The organism is Streptomyces sp. NBC_01352 (genome assembly GCF_036237295.1).
GTDB classification, from domain to species: Bacteria; Actinomycetota; Actinomycetes; order Streptomycetales; family Streptomycetaceae; genus Streptomyces; species Streptomyces plumbiresistens.
Genome location: NZ_CP108354.1, coordinates 1520192 through 1534797, shown reverse-complemented (window position 1 = coordinate 1534797; position 14606 = coordinate 1520192). Strand labels below are relative to the sequence as shown.

Annotated in this window: 19 protein-coding genes; 9 read left to right on the top strand and 10 right to left on the bottom strand. The window is 71.4% G+C overall.

Annotated elements, in window-relative coordinates; genetic code table 11:
• Genes OG252_RS07340 through OG252_RS07325 form a run of 4 tightly spaced genes read left to right on the top strand, consistent with a single transcriptional unit; the run spans position 1 to position 2678 of the window.
• Positions 1-420: a roadblock/LC7 domain-containing protein gene (locus OG252_RS07340; protein WP_266451145.1), complete on the top strand. Its 420-nt coding sequence runs from the start codon at positions 1-3 to the stop codon at positions 418-420.
• The gene (locus tag OG252_RS07335; RefSeq protein WP_266451146.1) at positions 417-827 is read left to right on the top strand and encodes a DUF742 domain-containing protein; all 411 of its coding nucleotides are present in this window, start codon (positions 417-419) and stop codon (positions 825-827) included. The genes OG252_RS07340 and OG252_RS07335 overlap by 4 nt, the downstream gene beginning before the upstream one ends.
• On the top strand, positions 808-1413 hold the full coding sequence (locus OG252_RS07330; RefSeq protein ID WP_266451147.1) for a GTP-binding protein: 606 nt from the start codon (positions 808-810) through the stop codon (positions 1411-1413). Before OG252_RS07335 ends, OG252_RS07330 begins: the two co-directional genes overlap by 20 nt.
• The gene (locus OG252_RS07325) at positions 1410-2678 is read left to right on the top strand and encodes a cytochrome P450 (RefSeq protein ID WP_329334604.1); all 1269 of its coding nucleotides are present in this window, start codon (positions 1410-1412) and stop codon (positions 2676-2678) included. The genes OG252_RS07330 and OG252_RS07325 overlap by 4 nt, the downstream gene beginning before the upstream one ends.
• A gap of 52 nt (positions 2679-2730) precedes the next feature.
• Here OG252_RS07325 and OG252_RS07320 read toward each other — a convergent pair whose 3' ends face one another.
• On the bottom strand, positions 2731-3762 hold the full coding sequence (locus OG252_RS07320) for a 7-epi-alpha-eudesmol synthase (protein WP_329334602.1): 1032 nt from the start codon (positions 3760-3762) through the stop codon (positions 2731-2733).
• A 286-nt stretch (positions 3763-4048) separates the two neighbouring features.
• On the opposite strand from OG252_RS07320, the gene OG252_RS07315 reads away from it, so the two are divergent.
• Entirely contained in the window at positions 4049-4441 is a 393-nt protein-coding gene (locus OG252_RS07315) for a VOC family protein (protein ID WP_266451150.1), read from the top strand.
• 475 nt (positions 4442-4916) lie between these two features.
• Here OG252_RS07315 and OG252_RS07310 read toward each other — a convergent pair whose 3' ends face one another.
• A complete protein-coding gene (locus OG252_RS07310) occupies positions 4917-5213 on the bottom strand; it encodes a DUF4235 domain-containing protein (RefSeq protein ID WP_266451151.1) in 297 nt (98 codons plus the stop codon).
• 14 nt (positions 5214-5227) lie between these two features.
• Positions 5228-6253: a glutathione S-transferase family protein gene (locus tag OG252_RS07305; RefSeq protein WP_266451152.1), complete on the bottom strand. Its 1026-nt coding sequence runs from the start codon at positions 6251-6253 to the stop codon at positions 5228-5230.
• Positions 6254-6365: 112 nt separating this feature from the next.
• On the opposite strand from OG252_RS07305, the gene OG252_RS07300 reads away from it, so the two are divergent.
• Positions 6366-7397, top strand: a complete 1032-nt coding sequence (locus OG252_RS07300) for a cation diffusion facilitator family transporter (RefSeq protein WP_329334597.1) — start codon at positions 6366-6368, stop codon at positions 7395-7397.
• A 62-nt stretch (positions 7398-7459) separates the two neighbouring features.
• On the opposite strand, the gene OG252_RS07295 is transcribed toward OG252_RS07300, so the two are convergent.
• A complete protein-coding gene (locus OG252_RS07295) occupies positions 7460-7909 on the bottom strand; it encodes a nitroreductase family deazaflavin-dependent oxidoreductase (RefSeq protein ID WP_266453101.1) in 450 nt (149 codons plus the stop codon).
• A 206-nt stretch (positions 7910-8115) separates the two neighbouring features.
• Here OG252_RS07295 and OG252_RS07290 point away from each other — a divergent pair, with 206 nt between their 5' ends.
• A complete protein-coding gene (locus OG252_RS07290) occupies positions 8116-8553 on the top strand; it encodes a nuclear transport factor 2 family protein (RefSeq protein ID WP_329334595.1) in 438 nt (145 codons plus the stop codon).
• A gap of 12 nt (positions 8554-8565) precedes the next feature.
• On the opposite strand, the gene OG252_RS07285 is transcribed toward OG252_RS07290, so the two are convergent.
• Together OG252_RS07285 and OG252_RS07280 are read right to left on the bottom strand one after the other, a co-directional pair.
• The gene (locus OG252_RS07285) at positions 8566-9198 is read right to left on the bottom strand and encodes a LysE family transporter (protein ID WP_329345098.1); all 633 of its coding nucleotides are present in this window, start codon (positions 9196-9198) and stop codon (positions 8566-8568) included.
• A gap of 289 nt (positions 9199-9487) precedes the next feature.
• Entirely contained in the window at positions 9488-10039 is a 552-nt protein-coding gene (locus OG252_RS07280) for a TetR/AcrR family transcriptional regulator (RefSeq protein ID WP_329334593.1), read from the bottom strand.
• Positions 10040-10133: 94 nt separating this feature from the next.
• Here OG252_RS07280 and OG252_RS07275 point away from each other — a divergent pair, with 94 nt between their 5' ends.
• Together OG252_RS07275 and OG252_RS07270 are read left to right on the top strand one after the other, a co-directional pair.
• Positions 10134-10592 carry a nuclear transport factor 2 family protein gene (locus tag OG252_RS07275; protein ID WP_329334591.1) on the top strand — a complete coding sequence of 153 codons (459 nt, stop codon included), beginning with the start codon at positions 10134-10136 and terminating at the stop codon, positions 10590-10592.
• Between the two features lie 10 nt (positions 10593-10602).
• Positions 10603-11130: a flavoprotein gene (locus tag OG252_RS07270; RefSeq protein ID WP_329334589.1), complete on the top strand. Its 528-nt coding sequence runs from the start codon at positions 10603-10605 to the stop codon at positions 11128-11130.
• A gap of 1 nt (position 11131) precedes the next feature.
• Here the strand turns inward: OG252_RS07270 and OG252_RS07265 are convergent, their stop codons facing one another.
• The 4 genes from OG252_RS07265 to OG252_RS07250 are packed head-to-tail and all read right to left on the bottom strand — an operon-like array spanning position 11132 to position 14545.
• Positions 11132-11923, bottom strand: a complete 792-nt coding sequence (locus OG252_RS07265; RefSeq protein ID WP_329334587.1) for an MBL fold metallo-hydrolase — start codon at positions 11921-11923, stop codon at positions 11132-11134.
• A 58-nt stretch (positions 11924-11981) separates the two neighbouring features.
• Positions 11982-12779, bottom strand: coding sequence for an alpha/beta hydrolase (locus tag OG252_RS07260; protein WP_329334586.1), 798 nt, complete (start codon positions 12777-12779; stop codon positions 11982-11984).
• A 20-nt stretch (positions 12780-12799) separates the two neighbouring features.
• Positions 12800-13672 carry an alpha/beta fold hydrolase gene (locus OG252_RS07255; RefSeq protein ID WP_329334584.1) on the bottom strand — a complete coding sequence of 291 codons (873 nt, stop codon included), beginning with the start codon at positions 13670-13672 and terminating at the stop codon, positions 12800-12802.
• A 48-nt stretch (positions 13673-13720) separates the two neighbouring features.
• On the bottom strand, positions 13721-14545 hold the full coding sequence (locus OG252_RS07250; RefSeq protein ID WP_329334582.1) for an alpha/beta fold hydrolase: 825 nt from the start codon (positions 14543-14545) through the stop codon (positions 13721-13723).
• Positions 14546-14606 lie beyond the last annotated feature (61 nt).

The following is a 14606-nucleotide window of genomic DNA, read 5'->3' as shown; positions in this document are numbered from 1 at the left end:
ATGACGCAACATGGAACCGACGTGAGCTGGGCGCTGCGCGATCTGGTGGAATCCATCCCGGAGATCCGCTTCGCCCTCGTGGCCTCCAGCGACGGCAAGGCGATCACCTCGTTCGGTGCCGAAGACCCCGACGACGTGGACCGTTTCGCGGCCGTGGTGGCCGGCCTGCAGGCGCTGGCCCATCCGGTCGCCGAGCAGTTCTCGCGATCCGGCGGACAGCCGGGCCAATTGCGGCTGGCGATGATCGAGGTCGACGGCGGCCATCTCTTCGTCGTACGCGCGGGTGTGGAGACGTACCTCGGCGTCCTCGCCAGAGAAGGCCTCGACCAGGGGCTGCTCGGACATCAGATGAGGGATCTCGCCCGCCGGATGGGTGAGCTGCTCGGCACCACTGTGCGCCTGGAGGAGCACTCTGGATGAGTGCTCCCCGCCGGCCCACGGACCCTCCCCCAAGCTCTCGCCCTCGCCCGAGCAGGGGGGACCCCCAAGGTCTCGAGCGCTACTACGTCCTGACCGGAGGACGCAGTGGACCGGGCGGTTCGGCGTCGAGTCTCGACGTGGCGACACTGATCGTCTCCCGTACCGCCCCCGTACCGGGTATGCAGCACGAGCACGAGGAGATCCTGCGGCGCTGCCGCGATCCGCTGTCGGCGGCCGAACTCGGCGCCCATCTCGGACTGCCCTTCAACATTCTCGCGGTGCTGCTGGCGGATCTGCTCGAGGCAGGCCGCGTCGAAGCCCGTGACCCCATCCCGGCGCACCATGCCGGTCGCGGGCCGGACCTCGCGCTCCTTGAGGAGGTACTCAGTGGACTTCAACGGCTTTGACCATCCCGGCGGACCGGACCGCGGGGGCACCCGCTCGGTGAAGGTGATGATCGCCGGCGGGTTCGGCACCGGGAAGACCACGATGGTCCACTCGGTCAGCGACATCAAGCCGCTGACCACCGAGGAGACCCTCACCCAGGCCGGCGTCGGCGTCGACCGCCTCATCGGCGTGACCGACAAGACCGAGACCACGGTCAGTCTGGACTTCGGCAAGATCGGCATCAACGAGCAGCTGGTGCTCTACCTGTTCGGCACGCCCGGCCAGGAGCGCTTCTGGTTCCTGTGGAACGGCCTGTGCAAGGGCGCGCTCGGCGCGGTCGTCCTGGTGGACACCCGCCGGCTCGCCTCCAGCTTCCGGGCGATCGAGGAGATGGAGCGGCAGAACGTCCCCTTCGTGGTCGCCCTGAACGTCTTCCCCGACTCCACGGACCACCCGGTCGACGAGATCCGCGACGCGCTGGACATCTCCCCGCACATCCCGGTCGTGGCCTGCGACGCCCGCGACCGGGCCTCCAGCCGTGACGTACTCATCGCCCTGACAGGTCACCTGATGGAACGGTCCGCCGTGGCACTGGAGCTCCGATGACTGACCAGACCCCGAACGGTCCCGACGCCCCGAACGGTCCCGACGCCCCGGGCGGCTGCCCCGTCGCCCACGGCGGGACCGACGCCGCCCGGCTGTACGGTCCGGAGGCGGCGACCGACCCGCACGGCATCTACGAGCGGCTGCGCAAGGAACACGGTTCCGTGGCCCCGGTTCTGCTGGAGGGCGACGTGCCCGCCTGGCTGGTCCTGGGCTACCGGGACAACCGGCGGGTGCTGGACAACCCCCGTCAGTACAGCCGGGACGCCCGGATCTGGCGGGACTGGCAGGCCGGCCGCGTCGAGGAGACCTCGCCGCTGGTGCCGATGCTCGCCTGGCGCCCCGACTGCGTCTCCCAGGACGGCGAACCGCACCGCAGGCTGCGCGGAGCCGTCACGGACGGGCTGCTGGCCGCGTCCGCTCGCGGGGTGCGCCGCCATGCCACGCACTTCGCGAACCAGCAGATCGACGCGTTCGCGGACGCCGGACAGGCCGACCTGGTGGCGGACTACGCCGAGTACCTGCCGATGCTCGTCCTCACCCGCATCCTCGGGCTGCCCGCGGCGGAGGGCCGCAGCCTGGTCGAGTCCTGCGCCCAGGTCCTCAAGGGCGGCGAGGGGGCACTCGCCCACAACGACCGCATCGTCCACATCCTCGGCGAACTCGCCGAACGCAGGCGGGTCGAGCCGGGCTCGGACTTCACGACCGCCCTGCTCGAGCATCCCGCCGGCCTCGACCCGGACGAAGTCGTCAGCCATCTGCGGCTGGTGCTGATCGCCGCGCACACCACGACCAGCAACCTGCTGGCCCGCGTGCTGCAACTCGTCCTCACCGACGACTACCGGCTCGTCGGCCTGGTCAGCGGTCAGCTGAACATCTCCGCCTTGGTGGAGGAGGTCATGTGGAACGCACCGCCGCTGGCGGTCCTGCCGGGGCGCTTCGCCGCCACCGACCTCGAACTCGGCGGACACCTCATCAAGGAGGGCGACCTCCTCGTCCTCGGGCTCGCGCCGGGCAACGCCGACCCGGAGGTCCGGCCCGACCCCGAGGTGTCCGTCCAGGGCAACCAGTCGCATCTCGCGTTCAGCGCGGGCCCGCACGAGTGCCCCGGGCAGAACATCGGCCAGTCCATCGTCGAGATCGGCGTGGACATCCTGCTGCACCGGCTGCCGGGTCTGCGGCTGGCCGTATCGCCTGAGGAGCTCAGCTCGACCGCCTCCACCTGGGAGTCCCGGCTGGACAGCCTGCCGGTCGAGTTCCCCGTGTAGTGCCCGCCTCCCCGCTGCCCGGTCGGAGCACCGACCGGGCAGCGCCGGCCCGTCACACGGCCAGCAGGTCGTCCACCGAGCCCCGTCCGGCCAGTTCGGCGGCGGCCGCCGGGCCCTCCTTGGCCGCCGCGTAGCGGCCCGACACCAGCGCCCACTCGTAGTTGCCGTTGATCCAGTGCTGGACGGCCTCCACGCCGCTGCGCACCCGGGCCCGCTCGTCCTCGTCGAGACGGAGTTCGTCACACATCCGCGGGACGCGGGCCTCCAGTTCCAGGTACTCGTCGAGGCAGGCGGTCGTCATGCGGTACGCCTCGGCGGCCGCCTCCTCCCAGGAGCACCCCCGCTCCCGGTGCAGGACGGCGATCAGGTTGTGGCCGTCGCCCCGGCGCTTCTCGCGTTCGAAGGAGTGGATGTCGTTCATGAACCCGATGGTGTCCGCGGCCAGATCGCGCATCCGCTCCATCAGCGGATGGGCCATCGCCTGCGACGGCACCTCGAAGCCACGGCTGCGCTCGCCCGCGTCGATGCTGTGGTGGATGCCGACCGTACGGCGGCGGAACTCGGCGTACTCGGCCAGGCCCAGCGTTCCCGCGAGGCCACGGGCCGCCAGGTCGACCTCCTCGCAGTGCGCCACCAGGAAGCGCCCCCAGGAGGCGGCGAACCGGGTCCGCCAGGTCAGGGACATGCCATCGGAGAGGTGGTTCCAGACCTCCGCCCAGGCCAGGGTGATGGGGCAGACCACCCGGGGGCGGACTCCGGCCGGCCGCAGCGGGGTCACGATGAGCTCGCGCGCGACCTCCGCTATGCGGTCCGCGCGGTCCGGCCGGTTCGCGTCGAACTGGTCGTCGAAGAGGAAGGCCAGCGAGAACCAGTTCATCAGGACGACCATGTCCTCCGCCGTGGCGTGCGGATAGGTGCGGGCGGCGGCCTGGGGGAGGTCCCAGGACTTGTACTCCTCGAAACCGGCCAGGCTGCGTATCAGCCCCATGTCCCAGATCCAGCGAAGATGGCGTGCCCGGGCGTACTCCAGGTGCTCGCTGACGGGGGTGTCGAAGGGGAGATCGAACCGGACGTCCTGAGGCATGTGCTTCCTTTCGGGCGACGTGACGCAGAGCCCCCCGCCCCTGCGAGCGGGCGGTCGCCGCGACCGCCCTCGCACTCGAACTGGGCTTCTACGGCCGTAAGTTGAACCGAGAAGCAGTACGAGGCTGCCAGCGTAAATGATCTACGCCGGGTCCTGGCCCGTGATCTCCGTTACTGCTCACGCCAGTTGAGCTCCGGCGGCCGACTGAATCGGCCCGGCCGGGATATCCGGTAGGTACAGGGCGGCGGAACACCTCCGTTCCGCGCCCCGGACCCTCGGAGGAGACATGGCACTGGTCAAAACGGGTGTGGTCGTGCTCGACTGCGCCGAGCCCGAGAAGCTCGCCGTCTTCTACAAGGAACTGCTGGGCGCCGAGCAGACGCACGAGAGTGCGAACCGGGTCGAGATCAGGGGCGCCGACGGGATCCGCATGGCCTTCCGCCGCGATGTGAACGCCACGCCGCCGAGCTGGCCCCGGCCCGAGAACGCCCTCCAGGCCCACCTCGACTTCGTGGTCGAGGACATGGACGAGGCCGAACGCAGGGTGGTCGGCCTCGGCGGGCGGCCCCTGGAGACGAAGGACGCCGGCGGACCGTACGAGGAACGCGGTTACGCCGACCCGGCCGGCCACTCCTTCACCCTGCGCCTCGTGCCGTCGACTGCGCCGAAGCAGGGTTGAGGACTGTGGGGCGGGTTTGTGTCGGAGTGGGGCTGGGTCCTGTGGGTGTGTCTGTGCCGGAGTGGGGTTGAGGGCTGTGGGGCGCGTCCGTGCCGAAGCCGGGTTGAGCCCCGTGGGTGTGTCTGCGCCGGGGTGGGGTTGAGGGCTGTGGGGCGGGTTTGTGTCGGAGTGGGGCTGGGTCCTGTGGGTGTGTCTGTGCCGGAGTGGGGTTGAGGGCTGTGGGGCGCGTCCGTGCCGAAGCCGGGTTGAGCCCCGTGGGTGTGTCTGCGCCGGGGTGGGGTTGAGGGCTGTGGGGCGGGTTTGTGTCGGAGTGGGGCTGGGTCCTGTGGGCGCGACCGCGCCGGAGCGGGGGTGAGGTCCGCCGGGCGGCGTCAGCACCGAAGCCGGGTTGAGCCCGCCGGGCGGCGTCCGTACCGAAGCGCGGCTGAGCCCCGCCCGGGCGCGTTCGCGGCCGGGCGGGGCCGGGGGGCCGCCGTCAGTCCCGGCCGCCCTTCTCGCCGGCCGGCCAGACACCGGTCGAACGTTCGATGGCCTTGGCGCCCGTGCGGTCCACCGCGCTGCGTACCACGGCGAAGATCGCGCCCTGGATCGCGGCGGCCAGCAGGATCTCTCCCCAGCCGCGGTCCCGGTCCAGGGCGTCGGGCGCGTCGTCCTCGTGCCGGATGGCCTTCCAGGTCTTCTGGAAGGCCAGTCCTGCCAGCGTTCCGCTCGTCCAGCCCAGCACGAAGCCGACCGGCTTGTAGGCGAAGGGCAGTTTCTTCTTCTTGGCCACGTGAATCTCCTTGGTCAGCGGGTGGGTCGGTGGTCTTGGGGGACCTGCTCGTGCACGGGTACCGGACCCGGCGGCGTCCCGTCGCCGAACGGCCGGCCGCCCAGTTCCTGACGGTGATGGGGTGCCAGCCAGCCGGACAGGTCCGGTCCGAGGGGCACGATGCCGGTCGGGTTGATGCCGGTGTGCACCTGGTAGTAGTGCCGCTTGATGTGGTCGAAGTCGACGGTGTCTCCGAAGCCCGGCGTCTGGTAGAGGTCGCGGACGTACGCCCACAGGACCTCGTTCTCGGCCAGCTTCCAACGGTTGCACTTGAAGTGGCCGTGGTAGACGGCGTCGAAGCGGACCAGGGTGGTGAACAGCCGGATGTCCGCCTCGGTGATCGTGTCGCCCACCAGATAACGCTGCCGGGCCAGCCGGGGCGTCAGTAGCTCCAGGCGCCGGAAGACGCCCGCGCACGCGGCCTCGTACTCCTCCTGGTCCGTCGCGAAGCCCGCCCGGTACACGCCGTTGTTGACGTCCTCGTAGACCTCCGCCATCACCGTGTCGATCTCGTCGCGCAGCGCCCGCGGATACAGATCGGGTGCGCCCTCCCGGTGCAGGGCCGTCCACTCGGTGGCGAGGTCCAGGGTGATCCGCTGGTAGTCGTTGGTGACCAGCTTGCCGCTGGGCACGTCCACGATCGCGGGCACGCTCACGCCGCCCGGGTAGTCGGTCTCCCGCCGGTCGTAGGCCTCGCTGAGGTAACGGATGCCGAGGACGGGATCGCGGCCGTCGGGGTCGAGGGTGAAGCGCCAGCTGCGGTCGTCCTGGATCGGGTCGGCGACGGCGAGGGACAGGGCGTCCTCCAGGCCGAGGAGACGCCGGGAGACCACCGCGCGGCTCGCCCATGGGCAGGCGCGGCTGGCCACCAGCCGGTAGCGGCCGGCCTCCACCGGCCAGCCGTCCTGGCCGTCCGCGGTGATCCGGTCCGTGAAGTGGCTCTTGGACCGCTTGAACGCCTTCTGGCCGTACCCGCGGTTGCCGTCGTCTCCGGCACCCATGGTTCCTCCTTGCCTGTCCGGCTGCCTTTCGTGTGCCTTCCCTGGTGAACGCGTTCCCCGTTTTCCGCCGACGGCACGGTGTGAGCCTCATCGACCGGGGCAGTCGGCGGAGGTGACAGGGACATCCTCAAAGCAGAAGGCAGGCGAGAAGGCGGACGAGAGGGCAGACGAGAAGGCGGACCTGAAGGCGGAGCGGAAGCCCGACAGGAGTACGCGCGTCACCGTGCTCGTGGCGCTCGCGGCCAACCTCGTGATCGCGGTCGCCAAGGCCGTCGGCGGGCTCCTGGCGGCATCGCCGGCGCTGCTGTCGGAGGCCGCGCACTCCGTGGCCGACAGCATGAACGAGGTCTTCCTGCTCGCCGCGCTGCGCCGCAGCCGCCGCCCCGCCGACCGGCGTCACCCCTTCGGCTACGGCAAGGAGCGGTACTTCTGGTCGCTCCTCGCGGCCGTCGGGATCTTCGTGATGGGCGGCTGCTTCTCCTTCTTCCAGGGCTTCGAGGCCCTCAGGAACGGTGCCGAGGAGAAGTTCAGCGGGTATGTGGCGGGCCTGGTGGTGCTCGGCGTCGCTTTCGTGGCCGAGGGACTCTCGCTGCTCAGGGCCCTGTACCAGGTGCGCCGGCAGGGCCGGGGCATGGACGGTCTGCGCGACCCCGCCCTGCGCACGGTGGTCGCCGAGGACGGCACGGCCGTACTCGGCGTCACCCTCGCGATCACCGGCATGGCCCTGCACATGGTCACCGGGCAGGTGGTGTGGGAGGCGTCCGCGTCCCTGGCGATCGGCGCCCTGCTCGTGTACGTGGCCTACCGCCTCGGCCGCGAGGCACGGGACCAGCTGATCGGGGAGGCCGCCGACCCGGAGTCCAGCGGCAGGATCCGGGCGCTGCTTCAGGCGCAGCCCGAGATCGACAGCGTGGAGGCGCTGTTCACGATGAAGATGGGGCTGGACTCGCTCCTGGTGGCGGCCCGCATCGACCTGGTGCCCGGACTGGACAGCGAGCGGGTCGAGGAGGTCGCGGTGCGGATCAAGCGGTCCATCGCAAGTACCGTTCCCGAGACCGGCCAGATCTTCCTCGACGTGACCGACCGGCCCGCCGCCGAAGCAGGGGAAAGCCCCGCCGCGACGGGGGAACGCGGCGGGGCCTGACGCTCGGGTGCCCGGCCGATGCCGGTCCATGCCACCCCGGGCGAGAATTTTTTCCGGGAGGTTCAGTTCCCGTCCGAGGACTCCAGCACGAAGACCGGAATCTCCCGGTCTGTGTTCTTCTGGTAGTCGGCGTACGCCGGGTAGGCCGCGACGGCGCGCTCCCACCATTCGGCCTTCTCCGCTCCGGTGACCTCACGGGCCGTCATGTCCCGCTTGGTCGGCCCGTCCTGGAGTTCCACGTGAGGATCGGCCTTGACGTTGTGGTACCAGACGGGGTGCTTGGGCGCCCCGCCCAGCGACGCCACCGCCGCGTACCTTCCCTCGTGCTCGACGCGCATCAGCGGCGTCTTGCGGAGCTTGCCGCTCTTCGCGCCCCGGGTCGTCAGCAGGATGACGGGCATTCCCGTGTCCATCAGCGTCGTTCCCTTGGTGCCGCCGGAGCTCTCGTACAGCTCCACCTGGTCGCGCACCCACTGCTCCGGGCTGGGTTCGTAGTCGCCCTCAAGAGGCATGGCATCCGTCCCATCGTCGTTGATCAGGCCTTGCTCGTACCGGGGTTCAACATCGATACGAACGGCTTTCATCCGTACCACGTTCCCCGACGGCCCCGAAATGCGTCGCGCTGCCATTACTTCACGGGTAATCGCCCCGGTCCAGCACATACGGCACAGTCGGGACGGCACCGCACGACAGCCGTCCGTCCGAGGGAGAGGGCCCCATGACCACGACGACCCCCGCCACGACGACCCGCGCCGTGGTCGAGGAACTGCTGCTCAGGATCGGCCGGGGTGACCCCGAGCGGATCGCCGAGTTGTACGCCGAGCCCGCCGACTGGAGGCTGGACTGGCCCGAGGACGAGCACGGCCGCGGCGCGACCCCCTGGATCCGGCACCGCGCCACCCGGGCCGACGCCGCCGCCCACTACCGGGAGCTGGCCGCGCACCACGTCCCGGGAGAGGCGGCGACGGAGATCGAGCGCATCCTGGTGGACGGCGCCGACGCCGTGGTGCTCGGCGAGATCCGGCAGACCGCGGCCAGCACCGGGCGCGCCTATCGCGCCAGGTTCGCCCTGCATCTCACCGTCGAGGACGGACTGGTCGTCCGCCACCACGTCTACGAGGACAGCCTCGCGGTGGCCCGCGCCTTCGCACCGTGACCGCCGGCCCGCTCACGACCCGGACACCAGCATCCGCACGGCCAGCGCCGTCATCACGCCGCTCGACAGCAGCGCCGTCGCCAGCCGCCCACGACGCCCGGTCAGGGCCCGGCCCAGCAGGGCGCCACCCCCCGCCAGCAGCAGCTGCCAGCTCGCGGACGCGACCAAGGCCGCCAGGACGAACACGCCTTGTTCCAGGGGCCGCACGGACTCCTCGGCACGGCTGCCGAGCACCAGGGCGGCGAAGTAGATCACGGTGGTGGGGTTGAGCAGGGTGATCCCGAGCAGCGTCAGAAAGGCCCGCGCGGGGCTCGGCGGAGGCGGGTCGACACGGGTGGCGAGCCGGTGGCCGCGGTACTGCCGTAAGGCGGTGACGGTGCCGAGGACCGCGAGCGCCACCAGCACCAGGGCGGAGGCCCAGCGCAGCGGCCCGAGCGCCGGTCGCAGCGCACCCGCGAGGGCGGAGCCGCCGACCGTGGCCAGGAGGGCGTAGAGCCCGTCGGCGGCGGCGACACCGAGCGCGGCGCAGACACCGGTCCGCAGGGACGTACGGGCGGAGAGGGAGACGAGATAGGCGCCGACCGCACCGACGGGGATGGCGATGCCGTACCCCGCGAGCAGTCCCGCGACGAGCGCGGCGCTCATGAGCGCGCGGGCGCGGGCCTCCATGGACGGCCGGGCTGCTGCTGGACACGCACCGGACGAACGGCGGTGGCGGTCAGCGGCAGCGGGGCATCGGTTTTCAGCATGGCCAGATCCTGGGGGTGGCGGCCGTGCGGGGACAAGCGAATTTCCGAGGTGCGACGACCGGCCCCGGCCGGGCGGTGAATCCGGCCCTCCGATTCGTGTCCGGGCAGCGGCGATCTCCGGCCATATCGTGTCGGAGACGGTGGGCCGACGCACGGCGTACTGAGCTCGCCGGCCCCGCCCGACCTCAGCGGGACTCCAGCAGCAGTCGCGCCGCGTCGCGCGCCTCGGCGGCCGGCCCGGTGCTCCTGGTGATGCCCGCCGTGACCATGGCGCCCTCGGCCAGCAGGAACAGCGGGGCGGCCAGTGCGGCGGGCCGCCCCGCGTCGGCCACCAGCGAGGCGAGGTAGTCGCCGAACGCCCGCTTGTGCGCCCGTACTTGGGCCACCACCCGCTCCGAGGTGGCACCCAGTTCGCCGTACGAGTTGATCCACGCGCACCCGCGGAACCCCTCCTCGCCGAACCACTCCTCCAGCCAGTCGAAGACCGCCAGGATGCGACGCTCCGGATCGGCCTCGCGCTCCACATGTGCGGCCAGCCGGCCGCGCCAGCGCTCGTCCCGCCGCTCCAGATAGGCCTCGACCAGCTGTTCCTTCGCCGGGAAGAGCTGGTAGAGCCGCTTCAGGGAGACCCCGGACGCGCCCCGGACGGCGTCCATCCCGACGGACTGGATACCCCGCCCGTAGAACAGCTCCTCCGCTGCGTCCAGCACCCGCTCCCGGGCGACCGCGCTGTCCATGGACGATCACTCCTTGACGCGAGAACGGGCGTTCTCCTACGGTGACGATCGTACCGGAGAACGCTCGTTCTCCCTGTCGGCCACGGAGGAAGACATGACCGACCGCCCGCCCCTGCCGCCCTTCACCCGTGAGAGCGCCGCCCAGAAGGTCCAGGCGGCCGAGGACGCCTGGAACACCCGCGACCCGCACCGGGTGGCGCTCGCCTACTCGCCGGACTCGGTGTGGCGCAACCGCGACACCTTCGTCACCGGCCGCGCGCAGATCGTCGAATTCCTGACCGCGAAGTGGGCACGCGAGCACGAGTACGCGCTGCGCAAGGAGTTGTGGGCCTTCGACGGCGACCGCGTCGCCGTGCGGTTCCAGTACGAGTGCCGGGACTCGGACGGCCGGTGGTGGCGGTCGTACGGCAACGAACTGTGGGAGTTCGACGAGCACGGGCTGATGACCCGGCGCGAGGCGAGCATCAACGACGTGCCCATCGAGGAGAAGCAGCGGCGCATCCTCGGCCCGCGGCCGGAAGCCGAACGGGGGCGGCCCTTCCCGCTTGAGTAGGGTGCGCGGAATGACCGAACCGGACGGGAAACCCTTCCTCTACGTCGTCGTCTGCGCCGCCGGGATCGCGGCGGACGTCAGCCGGCTGATCGCCGCGGCCCAGGAGCGCGACTGGGAGGTCGGCGTGATCGCCACCCCCCTCGCGATGAACGGCTTCTTCGACACCGCCGCCGTCGAGGCGCAGACCGGGCGGCGGATCCGCTCGGCCTGGCGCAGCCCGGGCGACCCGCGTCCCTTTCCCCCGCCGGACGCGGTCGTGGTCGCTCCCGCCACCTTCAACACCGTCAACAAGTGGGCCGCCGGACTCGCCGACACCCTCGCCGTGGCGACCCTGTGCGAGACGTACGGCCTGGGCGTCCCGGTCGTCGCGCTGCCGTGCGTGTCCGACGCGCTCGCCGCCCACCCCGCCTACAACGACAGCCTCATACGGCTGCGCGCGATGGGCGTGCGGTTCGGCGAGCCGTACTCCGGCGAGCCGGGGGAGGACGGTACGCGCCCGGAGTTCGAGTGGGAGCGGGCGCTGGATCTTCTGGGGTGAGTCAGACGGTGACGTCCAGCGGAGTTCCGGCGGGCAGCCAGGTGAAGCGTGCGCTGAGATCGGCGTCGGCTGCTGCCAGCGCCGCCTCCACGGCCCGCCGTCCCTCCTGGAAGTGCGACCACCCCTCGTAGTGCACGGGCAGCACGGTTCGCGGGCGCAGCAGGCGGCACAGTTCCAGTGCCGGAGCCGCCGTCATCGTGTAACGGAGCGGACCGGTCAGGGGGAACCGCACGCCGCCCAGGTGCAGCAACACCGTTCCTACGTCGACCCGTTGGGCGACCTCGCGGACACCGTCGTACAGGACCGTGTCTCCCGTGACCCACAGCGCGCCGTGCCGCTGCCCCTCCCAGCGCAGCGCGAAGCCCGTCACCTCCCCGACCAACGGGCGGGACAGGGGCGGGCCGTGGCGGGCCGGGGTCGCGATCACCTCGATCGCCGGGCGGCCGGGGGACTCCAGGCGCCAGGTGTCCCACGGGGCGAGGCCGTGCGCGGTGCCGCCGAGCCGGACCGCCCCGGACCGCGTGGTCAGGACGACGTCCGCCGACGGCAGCAGGGCACGACCCGCCGTGTCCAGGTTGTCGGCGTGATGGTCGTGGGTGAGCAACACGGCGTCCAGCGGCGGGAGTTCGGACGTCTTGAGGGCCGGGCCGGAGGTCTTGCGGGACGAGGTTCCCCAGCCGAAGGAGTAGCGGCGGCCGGGCGGGTCGAACGTCGGGTCGGTGAGCAGCCGCCAACCGGCCGCCTCGATCAGCGTGGTCGGGCCGCCGATGTGGGTGATACGGGCCTCGGTCATGTGGTGGTCCCTTCCGGAAACCCGGGGCGGCACTCGTGCTCCGCCCCGGGCGCGCGGATCACTTGGCGTGCGACACGGCCCAGTCGAGGGCGAAGTCGGCGACCTCCTCCCAGCCCGGCGCGGCGGGCAGCAGGTGCGGGCGGCCCGCGTACTCCTTGACCTCGGTGACCGTGTTCGACTTGTAGTGCTTGGCGTTGGACTGCTGCACCTTCGGCGGCATCAGGTGGTCGTGCTCGCCCGCGACGAACAGCAGCGGAGCGCGGTCGTCGTTGTGGTAGTTCACGTACGTGCTCTGGTGGCCGGGGCGCAGGGTGGCCAGGGCGCTGTCGAAGAAGATGCTGCCGGAGGCGGGGATCGCGTACCGCTCGTACAACGCGCGGGACTCGTCCTCGGGGAACGTGTTGGTGAACGCGTAGTGCCACTGCTCGAAGTTCAGGGCGACCGCGCGATGCCGGTTGGCCGGGTTCTTCAGCACCGGGAAGGCCGCTTTGACCTGGGTCAGCGGCAGTACGGCGACGCCTTCCGTGGGCGCGGAGTTGATGGCGACGCCCGCCGCTCCGTACCCGCGGTCCAGCAGGAGCTGGACGAACACGCCGCCGGCCGAGTGGCCGATCAGGACGGGCGGCTTGTCCAGGCCGCGGACCAGGGTTTCCAGTCGCTCGACGATCTGCGGGACGGTGACCTTCTCGATCGGCGTGGTGTCGGCGTTCAGGGACTCGACCTCCGCCTCGAAACCGGGGTAGGCGGGGGCGAGTACGCGGTAGCCGCGCTTCTCGTAGTGGGAGATCCAGTGTTCCCAGCTCCTCGGGGTGACCCAGAAGCCGTGGATCAGAACGATGGTGTCCGGTGTGCTCATGGCCCCTCCTTGCGGGGGTGTCAGCGAGTGGCGCGGTATGCGGCCTCGATGTGCCGGACGACGCTGTCCGGGCGGGACATCATCACGACGTGGGAGGCGCCCCTGACCTCGACGACCCTGCTCCCCGCCCGCTCGGCCATGAAGCGCTGCACGGCGGGCGGGATGACGCGGTCGGCGGTCGCGACGACGTACCAGGACGGCACGGTCCGCCACGCCGGCACGCCGCTGGGGCCGCCCAGCCCGACCACGCTGCCCGGCCGTTGGGCCGCCGCCATCACCCTGGTCAGCGACGGCGGCAGGTCCTGGGCGAAGACGTCGTGGAACTTCGCCGGGTCGATGTAGCCGTCGATCCCGGGATCGGGGCTGCCGGGGACCGGGTACGGGCGGGGCAGCAGCGCACCCGGCAACCGGCTGCCCGGGAACATCTCGGCCAGACCGAGCGCGTTCTCGCCCTCGTCGGGGGCGAACGCGGCGACGTACACGAGGGCCTTGACGTTCGCGCGGCCGCGCCCGGCGTTGGTGATGACCTCGCCGCCGTAGGAGTGCCCGACGAGGATGACCGGGCCGGGGACGGTGTCGACGACGCTGCCGACGTACGCCGAGTCCTCGGCGAGGTCGCGCAGCGGGTTGGCGGGCGCGATGACCGGGAAGCCGGCCTTGAGCAGCCGGGCGATGACCTCGTTCCAGCCGGACGCGTCGGCGAAGACGCCGTGGACGAGGACCACGGTAGGTCTGGTGCCGGCGGTCGTGCGGGCGGCATCGGATGCCTCGGCGTCGGAGGCCTCCGCGGCCGCGGCGGCTCCCGTGGCGGCCGCGGTGGCGCCGAGTGTGGCGGCGCCCGCCGCGAGGAGACCGCCGAGCACGCGTCGGCGGGGGTGACTTTCGGGGACCATGCGAGAGCTCCTAGGAATCAGGGGAGTTCACGAGATGAGTTCAGGAATTCAGGAGTTGAGGAACTCGAGCAGGTCGGCGCCCAGCTGTTCCTTGTGCGTGTCCGTGATGCCGTGCGGGGCGCCCGCGTAGACCTTCAGCGCCGCGTTCTTGATCCGGGCCGCCGACGCCTTGCCGCCCACCTCGAAGGGCACGACCTGGTCGTCGTCGCCGTGGATCACCAGCGTGGGCACGTCGAAGGAGTCCAGGTCGGCGCGGAAGTCGGTGGCGGAGAAGGCGGCGACGCACTCGTAGGCGCCCCGGTGCCCGGCCTGCAGCCCCTGGAGCCAGAAGGAGTCCCGCACGCCCTGGGAGACACTGGCACCGGGCCGGTTGTTGCCGAAGAACGGCCCGTCGGCCAGGTCGCGGTACAGCTGCGAGCGGTCGGCGAGCGAACCGGCGCGGATCGCGTCGAACACCTCGACGGGCACCCCGCCCGGGTTGTCGTCGGTCTTGAGCATGAACGGCGGTACGGCTGACACCAGCGCCAGTTGCGCCACGCGGGCGGTGCCGTGCCGGCCCACGTAGCGGGCGACTTCACCGCCGCCCGTGGAGAACCCGACGAGCGTCGCGTCGCGCAGGTCGAGGGTGTCGACGAGGGCGGCCAGGTCGTCGGCGTAGGTGTTCATCTCGTTGCCGTGCCAGGTCTGGGCCGACCGGCCGTGGCCGCGCCGGTCGTGGGCGATCACCCGGAACCCGTGCGAGGCGAGGAACAGCTGCTGCGCCTCCCAGCTGTCCGCGTTCAGCGGCCACCCGTGACTGAGCACGACGGGACGGCCCGTCCCCCAGTCCTTGTAGAAGATCTCGGCTCCGTCGCCTGCGGTGACGTACGGCATGGAAGTGCTCCCGTCTGCGAGACGTGTTGTCGACCCGCGCATCGTCGTCCGGAGCGGGACC

Bases quoted from the DNA above. Each gene is read 5' to 3' on its own strand.
- OG252_RS07340 (WP_266451145.1), top strand. From the start codon at position 1: ATGACGCAACATGGAACCGACGTGAGCTGGGCGCTGCGCGATCTGGTG.
- OG252_RS07335 (WP_266451146.1), top strand. From the start codon at position 417: ATGAGTGCTCCCCGCCGGCCCACGGACCCTCCCCCAAGCTCTCGCCCT.
- OG252_RS07325 (WP_329334604.1), top strand. From the start codon at position 1,410: ATGACTGACCAGACCCCGAACGGTCCCGACGCCCCGAACGGTCCCGAC.
- OG252_RS07320 (WP_329334602.1), bottom strand. From the start codon at position 3,762: ATGCCTCAGGACGTCCGGTTCGATCTCCCCTTCGACACCCCCGTCAGC.
- OG252_RS07315 (WP_266451150.1), top strand. From the start codon at position 4,049: ATGGCACTGGTCAAAACGGGTGTGGTCGTGCTCGACTGCGCCGAGCCC.
- OG252_RS07305 (WP_266451152.1), bottom strand. From the start codon at position 6,253: ATGGGTGCCGGAGACGACGGCAACCGCGGGTACGGCCAGAAGGCGTTC.
- OG252_RS07295 (WP_266453101.1), bottom strand. From the start codon at position 7,909: ATGCCTCTTGAGGGCGACTACGAACCCAGCCCGGAGCAGTGGGTGCGC.
- OG252_RS07290 (WP_329334595.1), top strand. From the start codon at position 8,116: ATGACCACGACGACCCCCGCCACGACGACCCGCGCCGTGGTCGAGGAA.
- OG252_RS07285 (WP_329345098.1), bottom strand. From the start codon at position 9,198: ATGAGCGCCGCGCTCGTCGCGGGACTGCTCGCGGGGTACGGCATCGCC.
- OG252_RS07280 (WP_329334593.1), bottom strand. From the start codon at position 10,039: ATGGACAGCGCGGTCGCCCGGGAGCGGGTGCTGGACGCAGCGGAGGAG.
- OG252_RS07275 (WP_329334591.1), top strand. From the start codon at position 10,134: ATGACCGACCGCCCGCCCCTGCCGCCCTTCACCCGTGAGAGCGCCGCC.
- OG252_RS07270 (WP_329334589.1), top strand. From the start codon at position 10,603: ATGACCGAACCGGACGGGAAACCCTTCCTCTACGTCGTCGTCTGCGCC.
- OG252_RS07265 (WP_329334587.1), bottom strand. From the start codon at position 11,923: ATGACCGAGGCCCGTATCACCCACATCGGCGGCCCGACCACGCTGATC.
- OG252_RS07260 (WP_329334586.1), bottom strand. From the start codon at position 12,779: ATGAGCACACCGGACACCATCGTTCTGATCCACGGCTTCTGGGTCACC.
- OG252_RS07255 (WP_329334584.1), bottom strand. From the start codon at position 13,672: ATGGTCCCCGAAAGTCACCCCCGCCGACGCGTGCTCGGCGGTCTCCTC.
- OG252_RS07250 (WP_329334582.1), bottom strand. From the start codon at position 14,545: ATGCCGTACGTCACCGCAGGCGACGGAGCCGAGATCTTCTACAAGGAC.